General features: G+C 65.9%; 14 protein-coding genes and 1 rRNA gene. 8 read left to right on the top strand and 7 right to left on the bottom strand.

Translation table 11 applies throughout. From position 1 onward, the window contains the following. Positions 1–7 precede the first annotated feature (7 nt). Entirely contained in the window at positions 8–352 is a 345-nt protein-coding gene (locus L5G33_RS14030) for a winged helix-turn-helix transcriptional regulator (protein WP_308191579.1), read from the bottom strand. A 108-nt stretch (positions 353–460) separates the two neighbouring features. On the opposite strand from L5G33_RS14030, the gene L5G33_RS14025 reads away from it, so the two are divergent. After that, positions 461–880, top strand: a complete 420-nt coding sequence (locus L5G33_RS14025; RefSeq protein ID WP_236998815.1) for a DoxX family protein — start codon at positions 461–463, stop codon at positions 878–880. An 86-nt stretch (positions 881–966) separates the two neighbouring features. Here L5G33_RS14025 and L5G33_RS14020 read toward each other — a convergent pair whose 3' ends face one another. Both L5G33_RS14020 and L5G33_RS14015 read right to left on the bottom strand, forming a co-directional pair. After that, positions 967–1,410, bottom strand: coding sequence for a nuclear transport factor 2 family protein (locus L5G33_RS14020; protein ID WP_236998814.1), 444 nt, complete (start codon positions 1,408–1,410; stop codon positions 967–969). 6 nt (positions 1,411–1,416) lie between these two features. Next, positions 1,417–2,703: a cytochrome P450 gene (locus L5G33_RS14015; RefSeq protein WP_308191578.1), complete on the bottom strand. Its 1,287-nt coding sequence runs from the start codon at positions 2,701–2,703 to the stop codon at positions 1,417–1,419. Positions 2,704–2,851: 148 nt separating this feature from the next. Between L5G33_RS14015 and L5G33_RS14010 the strand changes: the two genes are divergently transcribed. Both L5G33_RS14010 and L5G33_RS14005 read left to right on the top strand, forming a co-directional pair. Further along, positions 2,852–4,015, top strand: a complete 1,164-nt coding sequence (locus L5G33_RS14010; RefSeq protein WP_236998813.1) for a steroid 3-ketoacyl-CoA thiolase — start codon at positions 2,852–2,854, stop codon at positions 4,013–4,015. 4 nt (positions 4,016–4,019) lie between these two features. Next, positions 4,020–4,499, top strand: coding sequence for a nitroreductase family deazaflavin-dependent oxidoreductase (locus tag L5G33_RS14005; protein ID WP_236998812.1), 480 nt, complete (start codon positions 4,020–4,022; stop codon positions 4,497–4,499). Positions 4,500–4,570: 71 nt separating this feature from the next. Here L5G33_RS14005 and fadD8 read toward each other — a convergent pair whose 3' ends face one another. Next, positions 4,571–6,196, bottom strand: coding sequence for a fatty-acid--CoA ligase FadD8 (gene fadD8 / locus L5G33_RS14000; RefSeq protein WP_236998811.1), 1,626 nt, complete (start codon positions 6,194–6,196; stop codon positions 4,571–4,573). Between the two features lie 137 nt (positions 6,197–6,333). Between fadD8 and L5G33_RS13995 the strand changes: the two genes are divergently transcribed. Continuing rightward, positions 6,334–6,996 carry a GNAT family N-acetyltransferase gene (locus L5G33_RS13995; RefSeq protein WP_236998810.1) on the top strand — a complete coding sequence of 221 codons (663 nt, stop codon included), beginning with the start codon at positions 6,334–6,336 and terminating at the stop codon, positions 6,994–6,996. A gap of 32 nt (positions 6,997–7,028) precedes the next feature. On the opposite strand, the gene L5G33_RS13990 is transcribed toward L5G33_RS13995, so the two are convergent. Together L5G33_RS13990 and L5G33_RS13985 are read right to left on the bottom strand one after the other, a co-directional pair. Then, on the bottom strand, positions 7,029–7,931 hold the full coding sequence (locus tag L5G33_RS13990) for an SDR family oxidoreductase (RefSeq protein ID WP_236998809.1): 903 nt from the start codon (positions 7,929–7,931) through the stop codon (positions 7,029–7,031). Positions 7,932–7,968: 37 nt separating this feature from the next. Next, positions 7,969–8,757 carry an SDR family oxidoreductase gene (locus tag L5G33_RS13985; protein WP_236998808.1) on the bottom strand — a complete coding sequence of 263 codons (789 nt, stop codon included), beginning with the start codon at positions 8,755–8,757 and terminating at the stop codon, positions 7,969–7,971. 62 nt (positions 8,758–8,819) lie between these two features. On the opposite strand from L5G33_RS13985, the gene L5G33_RS13980 reads away from it, so the two are divergent. Genes L5G33_RS13980 through L5G33_RS13965 form a run of 4 tightly spaced genes read left to right on the top strand, consistent with a single transcriptional unit; the run spans position 8,820 to position 12,306 of the window. Beyond that, positions 8,820–9,578 (top strand): enoyl-CoA hydratase family protein, encoded by a 759-nt coding sequence (locus L5G33_RS13980; RefSeq protein WP_236998807.1) that lies wholly within the window; start codon positions 8,820–8,822, stop codon positions 9,576–9,578. Positions 9,579–9,581: 3 nt separating this feature from the next. Then, positions 9,582–10,475, top strand: a complete 894-nt coding sequence (locus tag L5G33_RS13975) for a CoA transferase subunit A (protein WP_236998806.1) — start codon at positions 9,582–9,584, stop codon at positions 10,473–10,475. Next, the gene (locus tag L5G33_RS13970) at positions 10,472–11,227 is read left to right on the top strand and encodes a CoA-transferase subunit beta (protein WP_236998805.1); all 756 of its coding nucleotides are present in this window, start codon (positions 10,472–10,474) and stop codon (positions 11,225–11,227) included. Before L5G33_RS13975 ends, L5G33_RS13970 begins: the two co-directional genes overlap by 4 nt. After that, the gene (locus L5G33_RS13965) at positions 11,224–12,306 is read left to right on the top strand and encodes an NAD(P)H-dependent flavin oxidoreductase (RefSeq protein ID WP_308191577.1); all 1,083 of its coding nucleotides are present in this window, start codon (positions 11,224–11,226) and stop codon (positions 12,304–12,306) included. The genes L5G33_RS13970 and L5G33_RS13965 overlap by 4 nt, the downstream gene beginning before the upstream one ends. Before the next feature lie 146 nt (positions 12,307–12,452). Here the strand turns inward: L5G33_RS13965 and rrf are convergent. Beyond that, positions 12,453–12,535: ribosomal RNA gene (gene rrf, locus L5G33_RS19525) — 5S ribosomal RNA — on the bottom strand; the annotation flags it as partial.

Below are 12,535 nucleotides of genomic sequence, written 5' to 3'. Positions count from 1 at the left end.
TGGGCTTCTAGGCGCCCGCACCGCTGGTCATCGCGGCTTCTACCGCGACGATCAGCGTCCGAACGGCGTCGGCGACGACTTGCCCCGCATCGGTCAGTTGGTAGACGGGGTGTGCGGGCGACGCCGTGGCCCGCAAGGCGAGTCCGTCGTCGCACAGAGTGCGCAGGGTCTGGGTGAGCATTCGGTCGCTGATGCCCTCGACCTGCGCCCGGATCTCGCCGAAACGCTGCGGGCCGGTTCCGAGCGTTCCGAGCACGAGCGCGCCCCACTTGCCGGTGACGTGCTCGAAGACCTGCCGCGACGGGCACTTCTTGGCGAACACGTCGTAGGGCAGCACGGAGGATTCGGACACAGCATCAATGTACGCCCCCGCTTGCACTTACGAAAGGTAAGTGGTTCGATCATGTAGTCCGTTCACCCGAGCGTTCTACGCCGAACGCCCATCCTCCAGGAGCCGCACATGAACCCGCTCAAGCACGCGCAGGGCTTGTCGACGACCGTCGCCCGCGTCATTCTCGGCATCATCTTTCTCGCGCACGGCTGCCAGAAGTTGTTCGTCAACGGCATGGACGCGACGTCCGCGGGCTTCGAGATGATGGGCGCTCCGGCTCCGACCCTGTCGGCCTGGGTCGCCGCGATCCTCGAGTTCGCGGGCGGTATCGCCTTGATCGCGGGCATCGCCGTACCGCTCGTCGCGCTGCTGTTGATCTTCGACATGATCGGAGCGATCTTCATCGCCCACATCGATGCCGGATTCTGGGCGTCTGACGGCGGCTACGAACTCCCCCTCGCCCTCATCGCGGGCTTGATCGCCATCGCCATCGCCGACCAGGGCGTGGCCTCTGTCGACTCTCACGTCGCCAAACGCTTCAAGAAGTAGACCAACGACGACGAGCCCGGCGACCTGGAAGGTCGCCGGGCTCGTTGTCGTAGAGCGGATCTCACGCGGGGCGGAGAGATGACACCTCACGCGGGGCGGAGAGATGACACCGTCTCCCCGACCTCCCAGAATGCCCGCAACGCCACCAGGTCGCCGTTGCTGTCGGCCTTGTACGTGAAGACCCCGTTCGCTTCGGAGATGTGCCCTGCGATGTGGGTGACGATCTTGCCCACATACGCCACTTCGTTGCCGCAGATGATCTCTTTGTCGAACACGAAGTCGAGCTTCTCCGTGGTACCGATGGTCTTGTCCCAGAATGCGGACAGCCCTTCGACTCCGCGGTGTCCGACACCCTCTTCGTCGAACATCGATGGACCGACCGGGTCTTCGACTACGGCGTCGGCAGCGAAGTTGGCGAGCCACGCTTGCTTGTCGCGCGCTTGCACAGCGTCGCGGGAACGCCGTCCGGCGAGTACTGCCGGATGATTCTCCCGGTCGAGGTCGAGATACGACGGTACCTCGTCAGCCATCGTCCCTCACTTCGTTCCGTAGTCGACCTGAAGTTCCTTGATGCCGTTGATCCAGCCGTGGCGGAGACGGTCGGGGGCACCCAGCTTGGTGATGTCCGGCACGAGGTCCGCAATGGCGTTGAACATCAGATTGATCTCCATGCGGGCCAGGTTGGCGCCGATGCAGAAGTGCGTGCCGTTTCCGCCGAACCCGACGTGCGGGTTGGGGTCGCGCATGATGTTGAACGTGTACGGGTCGTCGAAGATGTCTTCGTCGTAGTTGGCTGAGCCATAGAACATGCCGACCCGCTGCCCCTGCTTGATCTCTACGCCGCCGATAGTGGTGTCTCGCTTGGCGGTTCGCTGGAAGCAGTTGACGGGAGTCGCCCAGCGGACGATCTCGTCGACGGCCGTTGCAGGCCGCTCCTTCTTGAACAGTTCCCACTGATCGGGGTTGTCGAGGAAGGCGTTCATGCCGTGCGAGATCGCGTTCCGGGTGGTCTCGTTGCCCGCGACGGTTAGCAGGATGAAGAAGAACCCGAACTCGGTCTCATCGAGGGCCTGGCCGTCGATGTCGGCTTCGGTGAGCGTGGTGATGATGTCGTCGGCCGGGCACTTACGACGCTGTTCAGCGATGTTGTACCCGTAACCGAGGATCTCCATGTTCGCGGTCAGCGGGTCCGGTTCGAAGTCCGGGTCGTCGTAGTTCATCATCGCGTTGGACCAGTGGAACAGTTTGGCGCGATCCTCCTCGGGGACGCCGAGCAGGTCGGCGATCGCGAGCAGCGGTAGGTCAACGGCGACCTGTTCGACGAAGTCGCCCTTGCCCGCTGCGGCGGCCTCGGAGACGATGCGCCGTGCCGCCTCGTCGAGCTTCTCCTCCAGAGCGTGGACCGCCTTCGGGGTGAAGGCCCGCGAGACGATCTTGCGCATGCGGGTGTGCTCCGGCGGATCGTGGTTGATCAGGAGCGCTTTGGTGACGTCGAGTTGCTCCTGGTTCATGTCGTCTTCGAACCGCATGATGACGCCGTTCTCGTTCGCCGACCAATCATCGGCGTTCTTCGAGATTTCGCGGATGTCGTCGAGCTTCGACACCACCCAGTAGCCACCGTCATGGAAGCCGCCACCCTTGCCGGGGAGCTGTGCGTTCCACCAGACAGGAGCGGTCTTGCGGAGTTCGGCGAACTCCTTCATCGGGATTCCATGCACCAACAGGTCTGGGCTCGTGAAATCCCAGCCCTCCTGATGCATGAACGGGCAACTGCCCGCAGATTCCTGCGACGCACCTGCCTCAACGCTCTGCGCTTGGGTCACGTCATCACCTCATTTCAAAGGTCGCGGGCTTCGCCTCAAAACGAGAACCCGTTACAATTTGTCGTAGATCACACTCTGCCACACTGGATAGACGTGAACAAGAACTTGTTCTAGTTTCAATGAAATTGATCATCGAGAGGACTGTGGCATGGGTGTACCGGTAATCGTCGAAGCGGCTCGCACGCCGATCGGCAAGCGGAACGGGTGGCTGTCGGGTCTGCACGCGGCCGAGATCCTGGGCGCCGCCCAGGTAGGGGTGCTCGAACGGGCAGGCATCGATCCGACTCTCGTCGAGCAGGTGGTCGGCGGCGCGGTGATGCAGGTCGGCGAACAGAGCAACAACGTCACACGCACCGCATGGCTGCACGCGGGACTGCCGTGGCAGACCGGCGCGACCACCATCGACTGCCAGTGCGGGTCCGCGCAGCAAGCGAACCATCTCGTGGCGGGACTGATCGCGTCGGGCGCGATCGACATCGGAGTCGCGTGCGGCATCGAGGCGATGTCTCATGTGCCCCTCGGCGCGAACGTCGGCACCGACGCGGGGCCCCGCCGACCCGAGTCGTGGGACATCGACATGCCCAACCAGTTCGACGCGGCAGAACGCATCGCGAAGCGGCGCGGCATCACCCGCGCCGACGTCGACGCGCTCGGCGTGCGGTCGCAGGCAAACGCGAAGCGCGCGTGGGAGGAGGGTCGTTTCGACCGCGAGATCCTCTCGGTCAAGGCGCCCGAACGCACCCGCGAGGGCGAGCTGACCGGGCAGATCCTCGACGTGAATCGTGACCAGGGCCTGCGCGACACGACCCTGGAGTCGCTTGCGGGACTCAAACCCGTCATCGAGGGCGGCATCCACACGGCCGGGACCTCGTCGCAGGTCTCCGACGGTGCCGCTGCCGTGCTGATCATGGACGAGGACAAGGCGCGCGAACTCGGCCTCCGCCCGCGCGCGCGCATCAAGAGCCAGGCACTCGTCGGGGCCGAGCCGTATTACCACCTCGACGGTCCGGTGCAGTCCACCGAGCGCGTGCTCGCCAAGACCGGGATGAGCCTGAGCGACATCGACGTCGTCGAGATCAATGAGGCGTTCGCGTCCGTGGTACTCAGCTGGGCGCAGGTGCACGGCGCAGACATGGACAAGGTGAACGTCAACGGCGGCGCGATCGCACTCGGCCACCCGGTGGGCAGCACCGGTTCGCGGCTGATCACGACCGCGTTGCACGAACTCGAGCGCACCGACTCTCAGCACGCTCTGGTCACGATGTGCGCGGGAGGCGCCTTGTCGACGGCGACCATCCTCGAGCGGATCTGACCCGATGGATCCGAACAACCGTCCGGCGCAACTCGATTCGCCGGCCGTCGGGCGAGTCATCAAGTACGGGTCGCGGCTGAACACGAGGCTGTATCGACTGACCGGCGGACGCCTGGGCAACCGGTGGCGGGTCGGTGCAGCCATGCGCAAACCCGTGCCGGTCTGCCTCTTGACGACCACCGGGCGCAAGTCCGGCGAGGCGCGCACCGTTCCGCTGCTGTACCTGCGACACGGCGAGTCCATCGTGCTCGTCGCGTCACAGGGCGGCCTGCCTGCGAATCCCGCCTGGTACCACAATCTGAAGGCCGACCCGGCGGTGAGGATCCAGATCGATTCGGACGCGGGAGACTACGCGGCCCGGATCGCGGACGATGCCGAGCGGACCCAGCTGTGGCCGAGCCTCGTCGAGCTCTACGCGGATTTCGACACCTACGCGGCCTGGACGGAGCGCACCATCCCGGTCATCATCTGCGAACCCGCCTGACAGACGGATCGTGTTGCACAACGGCCGTGAGGCGACCGTTGTGCAACACGATTCTTCTTGTGATCTCGCGATCACCCCACTGAGCGCTCGAGACCCTCCCAGAACTGAGCGCGCAGAGCCTTCTTGTCCGGCTTACCGAGAGCCGTGAGCGGCAGCGAATCGACGAAGACGACTCGCTTCGGCGACTGTACGCCGCCCTTGCGCTCCTTGACCGACGCTTGGATCTCCTCGATGATCCGATCCCTCGTGTCGTCGGACTCACCGGTGCCGGACCGCAGCACGACGACGGCGGTGACCGCTTCGCCCCACTTCTCGTCGGGCACCCCGATCACACCGACCTGAGCGACGGCCGGATGCTCGGCGACGACGTCCTCGACCTCACGGGGAAACACGTTGAACCCACCGGTCACGATCATGTCCTTGGTGCGGTCGACGATGAACCAGAATCCATCCTCGTCCTCCCGCGCGACGTCGCCGGTATGCAGCCATCCGTCCGCGAACGTCTCGGCGGTCTGCTCGGGCAGCCCGAGGTAGCCGCCGGCCAGGAGTGGCCCGGACACGCAGATCTCTCCGGGTTCGCCCTGTGCGACGGGCTCGCCGTCCGGCCCGGCGAGCTTGGTCCGCAGGAACGCCGACGGCCTGCCGCAGCTGCCGAGCCTGGCCGCGTCGTGCTCGTCCTTTCGGAGGTAGGAGATCACCATCGGCGACTCGGACTGGCCGTAGTACTGCGCGAAGATCGGTCCGAACCGGTCGATCGCCTCGGCGAGCCGGACCGGGTTGATCGCGGACGCACCGTAGTAGACGGTCTCCAGCGACGACAGGTCACGCGTACGTGAGTCCGGGTGGTCCATGAGCGCGTAGATCATCGACGGAACCAGCATGGTCGCGGTGATCCTCTCGCGTTCGATGGTCTCGAGCACTTCTGCCGGATCGAACTTGCCGAGCACCAGCATGGTGCCGCCCTTGATCAGCGTCGGCACGAAGAACGCCGCGCCCGCGTGCGAGAGCGGCGTGCACATGAGGAAGCGGGGGCGCTCGGGCCATTCCCACTCGGCGAGCTGGATCTGCGTCATCGTCGACATCGCTCGCGCGGTGCCGATCACGCCCTTCGGCTTGCCTGTCGTGCCGCCGGTGTACGTGATCGAGACGACATGCTCGGGGTCGAGCACCTTCGCCGACAGCGGCCGCGGCGCACGGCGGTCGGCGGCCGCGATCAGGTCGACTCCGACGTCGGCCAACTCGGGCGGCACCGGACCGAGCGTGAGGACCTGGGTGAGACAGTCGACCTTCTCCAGCAACGTGACGGCCCGCTCGACGAACATCGGAACCGGGTCGATGATTAGCGTGCTGACACCGGCGTCGGACAAGACGTACGCGTGGTCGTCGGCCGAACCGAGCGGATGCAATGCCGTCCGGCGCCACCCCTGGGTCTGGCCGGCACCGACGACGAACAACACTTCGGGGCGATTCAGGGCGAGCAATCCGACGGCAGTCCCGGTGCCCGACCCCAGACCTTCGCACGCCTGGACATAACGCGTGATGGCATCGGCCATCTCGCGGCCGGTCAGTTCAGTTCCACCGATCTGCAGCACCGGGCTGTTCGCGTGACGCTTGAGCGCCGCGACCATCAGATCACCGAGGTGCACCGGGTTGTGCAGCAGTCGTTCGGCGGACAGGACAGTCTCATCTCCACTCATACGACAACACTAGAACGTGTTCTAGATTTGCGGAAGGGGCTCCGTGAAACCCGTTGCCGCACACGGCAGAAACGGGCGCAGAAGATTACCGATCGGTAGACCTGCCGGTAACCGGAAAGTCGTGCCACGATCGGTTCATGACTGATTTGGACCAGGCCACCACCCGCCGTGACATCACTGACGCACTGCTCACCGCTCTCGAGCGGCGACACGAGGTTCTGGACACGATCGTCGACGCCGACGACCGCGACTCCGCCGCCACTGCGATCGCCGAGCTGCTCGGCAAATCGAAGCTCGGAGCCGAAGCCGTCCTCAACATGTCCCTGCATCAATTGACCAAGGCCGAGCGCCGCAAGAACCAGGGCGAACTCGACGACCTCAACAAGGCCATCACGTTCACCCTTGCCGAACGGCCCGCCAGCACCGGCGAGACGCTCGACCTGCGCCCCTTCTCCGCGGACGACGACGCCGACATCTTCGCCGAGCGCACCGCCGAGCAGGGCGTCGCGGGCGACGGCTCGGGTGCCCCTGCAGGCGAGATCGGCGACGAGATCGCCCAGGGAGTCGGCCGCGTCGACAACGAGGACGCGGTCTGGCTGGTCGCTGTCGAGAACGACGAGAAGGTCGGCATCGTCTTCGGTGAACTCACCGGCGGCGAAGTGGACGTCCGCATCTGGATCCGGCCCGAGAACCGGAAGCACGGATACGGCGTCGCCGCACTCCGCCGTTCACGCTCGGAGATCGCCGCGTACTTCCCCGGCGTTCCGATGGTCGTCCGAGCCCCCGGCGCGACCGCCTGAGGTTGGGGCCCTAGTTGGGCATCACGCCTGGCTCAGCGCGCCCCGTACGCCTTGACCTGCTCGGGCGAGTCGACGAGGAGCCCGCGCACCACAGGGCCGAGTTCACTCGGCTCCCAGCGGGCGCCCTTGTCGGTGCTGGCGGCGCGCTGCCAGGCGTCGAGCACCGTGACTGTGCCGCCCTCCACCTCGAAGAGCCGCCCGGTGACGTCGCCGGCTTCGGCGGATGCCAGCCATACGACGAGCGGCGAGATGTTGGCCGGATCCATCGCGTCGAACGAACCGTCGTCGGGTGCGGCCATCTGCGCGGCCATCGCATCGCCCGCGCCCATCGTCATCTGAGTCCGAGCCGAGGGCGCGATCGCGTTCACGACGATCCCGTATCCGCCGAGTTCGGCGGCGGCCTGAATCGTCAGTTCGGCGATCGCTGCCTTCGCGGCGGCATAGTTACCCTGGCCGACCGACCCGAAGATGCCCGCACCCGACGAGGTGTTGACGATGCGCGCCCGCGGAGTCCGGCCGGCCTTCGCCTCACCGCGCCAATAGGCGGCCGCGTGGCGAAGCATCACGAAATGCCCCTTGAGGTGCACACGCACCACTGAGTCCCATTCCTCTTCGCTGAACGACACCAGCATGCGGTCACGGAGGAAGCCCGCGTTGTTGACGAGCGCGTCGAGGCGCCCAAACGAGTCGACCGCGGTCTGCACGATCGCCGCACCGGTCTCCCAGTCGGCGACGTCGCCCGCCGCTACGACGGCCTCGCCGCCTGCCGCGACGATCTCGTCGACCACCGCCGAGGCCGAGTCGGCCGCGTAGTCGTTCACAACGACCTTCGCCCCGTCGGCGGCGAACGCCAACGCGTGCGCGCGTCCGATCCCCTGACCTGCGCCGGTCACGATGACGACGCGGCCTTCATTCGTCTTGCTCACTTGTTCCATCACTTTCTTCTCAGAGGTCCAATCACATCGATCTCGGTCACGTCGCGTTGGCAGCGTTCGCCGCCGCGAGGAACGCGGGCTTCTCACCGCCACCGTCGACCGTGAGGGTCGATCCGGTGACGTACGACGCCAATGGCGACAGAAGGAACGCGACCGCGCGTCCCACATCCGCCGGAAGCGCCAACCGTCCCATCGGGATGGTCTGACCGACGGCGTCGAGGCCAGCGTCGTCGCCGTAGTGCAGGTGAGACAGTTCGGTCTGGACCGGCCCGCAGACGACCGAGTTGACCCGGACGGACGGCGCCCATTCGACGGCCAACGATCGCGTCAGGTTGTCCAGGCCGGCCTTCGCCGCGCCGTAGGCCGCGGTTCCCGGCGACGGCCGGTGTCCGCTGACGCTCGACACGTTGACGATTGCGCCGCCCTCGCCGCGCGCGGTCATCGCCGTACGCGCCGCGCGCGCGACGATCATCGGGGCCAGAAGGTTCAGTTCGAGGATCTTCTGTGTGAAGCGATCCGACGCCTCGGCAGCGAGGGCGAACGGCGATCCGCCCGCATTGTTGACCAGCCCGTCGATCCGGCCGTGCTCGTCGACGATCTGCGCGATCATCTGCGCGACCGCGTCGGAGTCACGAACGTCGCACGAATAGAAGCTGCGGCCGTCGACCGGTTCGTCCGGCTCACGGCGGGCACAGACCACGACCGTCGCACCCAGGCTCTCCAACACGTCCGAGATTCCCGCCCCGACACCCCGTGCGCCTCCGGTCACCAGGATCGTCGAGCCGGCGATCCCCAGATCGACAGGCACATGCACTGTTTCACTCATGGGTGCTAGTCTACCGGACAAGCAAGCATTTGCTTGGGTACTGCGGAACGTAAGGAGCAGGTGTGCCGATCACCACCAACCGCACCGAGTCAGGCATCGTCACCGTCACCGTCGACTTCCCGCCGGTCAACGCGCTGCCGAGCGCCGCCTGGTTCCAACTGGCGGACGAGATCCTCGCTGCCGGCGACGATCCGGAGACGACCGTCGTGATCCTCCGCGCCGAAGGCCGGGGATTCAATGCGGGCGTCGACATCAAGGAGATGCAGGCCACGTCGGGATTCGACGCTCTCGTCGCCGCCAACAAGGGGTGCGCGGCCGCGTTCTCCGCCGTCTACGACTGCGCGGTCCCGGTGATCGTCGCGGTCAACGGCTTCTGTGTGGGCGGCGGCATCGGTCTCGTCGGCAACGCCGATGTGATCGTCGCGTCCGACGACGCGGTGTTCGGGCTTCCTGAGGTCGACCGCGGAGCGCTCGGCGCGGCGACCCACCTCTCCCGTCTGGTTCCACAGCACATGATGCGCACGCTGTACTACACCGCGCAGAACGTCACGGCGCAGCAACTCGTCCACTTCGGCTCCGTGTATCGTGCCGTCCCCCGCGATGAACTGCTCGACGCGGCGCTCGAAGTCGCCGACATGATCGCGGCCAAGGACACCCGGGTGATCCGGGCCGCGAAGGCCGCGATCAACGGCATCGACCCGGTCGATGTGAAGACCAGCTACCTGCTCGAACAGCGGTACACCTACGAACTGAATCTGGCCGGCGTGGCCGACGAGCATCGCGATGCGTTCGTCGACACCGGCAAGCCGAAAGGGAACTGAGGAATGGGTTTTCGAGACAAGACGAGCTCACTCGACGACGTCGTCGCTGAGCTCAGCGATGGAATGACCATCGGCATCGGCGGATGGGGTTCTCGGCGTAAGCCGATGGCTCTGGTCCGGGCGCTCGCACGCAGCGAAGTCAAGGATCTCACGGTCGTCACCTACGGAGGAGCCGATCTCGGACTGCTCTGCGCGGCGAACAAGGTCCGCCGCGCCTACTACGGTTTCGTCTCCCTCGATTCGGCACCGTTCTACGACCCGTGGTTCGCGAAGGCCCGCACCGCGGGCGCGATCGAATCGCGCGAGATGGACGAGGGCATGGTCAAGTGCGGCCTGCAGGCCGCGGGCGCCCGGCTGCCGTTCATGCCGATCCGAGCCGGGCTCGGATCAGCGGTCTTCGACTTCTGGGAGGGCGAACTCAAGACCGTCGAATCGCCGTACGCGGACGCGGACGGTCGCACTCAGACGCTGGTCGCGATGCCCGCGCTGACATTGGACGCCGCGTTCGTGCACCTCGACGTCGCCGATGCGCACGGCAACGCAGGCTACACCGGAATCGACCCGTACTTCGACGACATGTACATGGCGGCCGCGCAACGCCGCTACTTGGAGACCGACCGCATCGTCTCGACCGAAGAGTTGGTCGCCGAGGTGCCCAACGAGCGTCTGCTGCTGAATCGGATGGACGTCGACCGCGTAGTGCATACCCCGAACGGCGCCCACTTCACCTTCGCCGGAGATTACGGGCGGGACGAGTCGTTCCAGCGCTTCTACGCCGAGTCCGCCGCCGACGACGAGTCGTGGACGGCGTTCCGCGAGCGCTTCCTCGACGTCGACGAGGCGACGTACCAGAACGAAGTGACCCGCTGGCACGCCGAGCAAGAGGAGAACAAGTGAGCATCACCGACATCACCCGCGCCGAGTACTGCGTCACCTCGTGCGCCGACATCTTCACCGGTGCCGGTGAGATCATGGCGTCACCGATGGCCACGACTCCGTTGATCGGTGCGCGTCTGGCCCGGTTGACGACCGAACCCGATCTTCTCATCACCGACGGCGAAGCCGTCATCCTCGCGGACACCCCCGCGGTCGGGAAGACGGGACCGGCGGAGGGTTGGATGCCGTTCCGGAAGGTCTTCGACGTCATCGGCGGCGGACGCCGCCACGTCGTCATGGGCGCCAACCAGATCGACCGTTTCGGCAATCAGAACCTGTCGGCGTTCGGCCCGCTCCAGAAGCCGACCCGACAGATGTTCGGCCTACGCGGAGCACCGGGCAACACGCTCGGTCATCCGACCAGCTACTGGGTCGCTCGTCACTCGAAGCGCGTGTTCGTCGACGCCGTCGACATCGTGTGCGGGGTCGGCTTCGATAAGGGCGACACCGCCAACCCTGCATTCGATTCGCTGAACATCCACCGCGTGGTCACCAACCTCGGAGTCTTCGACTTCGGCGGCCCCGAGCACACAATGCGCGCCCTCTCCCTGCACCCCGGCGTCACGGCCGACGAAGTCACCGAAAACACGAGCTTCGCCGTCGCGGAGCTCGACTCCGCTCCGGTCACCGCAGAGCCCACCACCGAGCAACTCCAGATCATCCGCGAGGTCATCGATCCTAAGGGCACCCGTGACCGCGAGGTGAAGTCGTGACCGCTCCGACCTTGAGCACCCGCTTCACCGAGATGGTCGGCGTCGAGTATCCGATCGTGCAGACCGGTATGGGCTGGGTGTCCGGGCCGTCGCTGACCGCGGCGACCGCGAACGCCGGCGGGCTCGGAATCCTCGCGTCGGCGACGATGACCTACGACGAGCTCGAGTTCGCGATCAAGAAGACGAAGTCGTTGACCGACAGGCCGTTCGGGGTCAACCTCCGCGCGGACGCCACCGACGCCGCAGAGCGAGTCGACCTGCTGATTCGTGAAGGCGTCAAAGTCGCGTCGTTCGCTCTCGCGCCGAAACAGGAGCTCATCGCCAAGCTCAAGGACCACGGTCTCGTCGTGGTGCCGTCGATCGGCGCAGCCAAGCACGCGGTCAAGGTCGCGTCGTGGGGTGCCGACGCGGTCATCGTGCAGGGCGGCGAGGGCGGCGGCCACACGGGGCCGGTCGCGACGACGCTTCTGTTGCCGTCCGTCGTAGATGCTCTCGGCGGCGCCGGAAACACGTCGATACCGGTCATCGCGGCGGGTGGGTTCTTCGACGGGCGCGGTCTCGTCGCGGCACTGGGCTACGGCGCAGACGGGGTCGCGATGGGCACGCGTTTCCTGCTGACGTCCGACTCGGCTGTTCCGGACAGCGTCAAGCAGGAGTATTTGGAACGCACGTTGAACGACACGGTCGTCTCCACCAAGGTCGACGGTATGCCGCACCGTGTGCTCCGCACCCAGCTGGTGGATGCTCTCGAGAGCGGGTCCCGGGCCAAGGCGTTGGTCGCCGCAGCCCGCAACGCCAACGAGTTCAAGCAGATGACCGGCATGCGCTGGACGACGATGCTCCGCGACGGTGTGTCGATGCGTAAGTCCGGCGAGCGGACCTGGCAGCAGATCATCATGGCAGGCAATACCCCGATGTTGTTGAAAGCCGGCCTCGTCGAGGGAAACACGGACGCGGGCGTCCTCGCGTCGGGTCAGGTCGTCGGCATGATCGACGATCTACCGTCGTGCGCCGAGCTGATGCAGTCGATCATGACTCAGGCGCACGAACGACTGGCGGCGCTGTCAGCTCTCACCTGACCCGCATCGACACTCACAAACACGAGCGGCCCGCCGGAAGGCGGGCCGCTCGTCGTGCCACCGCCTCCAGGCATATAGATGGAGGTCGAGTCGAGATAGAGTTAGAGCCCCCAACACGTGGTGTTGGGGGCTCTAACTCGGGTTTAGTTCGGCGGTGTCCTACTCTCCCACACTGGTTAGGGTGCAGTACCATCGGCGCTGGAGGGCTTAGCTTCCGGGTTCGGAATGG

It is taken from the genome of Gordonia liuliyuniae, assembly GCF_021738805.1.
Taxonomy (GTDB): Bacteria; Actinomycetota; Actinomycetes; order Mycobacteriales; family Mycobacteriaceae; genus Gordonia; species Gordonia liuliyuniae.
The sequence above is the reverse complement of the archived record's forward strand: the minus strand, read 5'-3'. Positions and strand labels throughout refer to the sequence as shown.

Excerpts from the sequence above, each read along its gene's own strand:
- L5G33_RS14025 (WP_236998815.1), top strand. The coding sequence starts at position 461 with ATGAACCCGCTCAAGCACGCGCAGGGCTTGTCGACGACCGTCGCCCGC.
- L5G33_RS14020 (WP_236998814.1), bottom strand. The coding sequence starts at position 1,410 with ATGGCTGACGAGGTACCGTCGTATCTCGACCTCGACCGGGAGAATCAT.
- L5G33_RS14010 (WP_236998813.1), top strand. The coding sequence starts at position 2,852 with ATGGGTGTACCGGTAATCGTCGAAGCGGCTCGCACGCCGATCGGCAAG.
- L5G33_RS14005 (WP_236998812.1), top strand. The coding sequence starts at position 4,020 with ATGGATCCGAACAACCGTCCGGCGCAACTCGATTCGCCGGCCGTCGGG.
- fadD8 (WP_236998811.1), bottom strand. The coding sequence starts at position 6,196 with ATGAGTGGAGATGAGACTGTCCTGTCCGCCGAACGACTGCTGCACAAC.
- L5G33_RS13995 (WP_236998810.1), top strand. The coding sequence starts at position 6,334 with ATGACTGATTTGGACCAGGCCACCACCCGCCGTGACATCACTGACGCA.
- L5G33_RS13990 (WP_236998809.1), bottom strand. The coding sequence starts at position 7,931 with ATGGAACAAGTGAGCAAGACGAATGAAGGCCGCGTCGTCATCGTGACC.
- L5G33_RS13985 (WP_236998808.1), bottom strand. The coding sequence starts at position 8,757 with ATGAGTGAAACAGTGCATGTGCCTGTCGATCTGGGGATCGCCGGCTCG.
- L5G33_RS13975 (WP_236998806.1), top strand. The coding sequence starts at position 9,582 with ATGGGTTTTCGAGACAAGACGAGCTCACTCGACGACGTCGTCGCTGAG.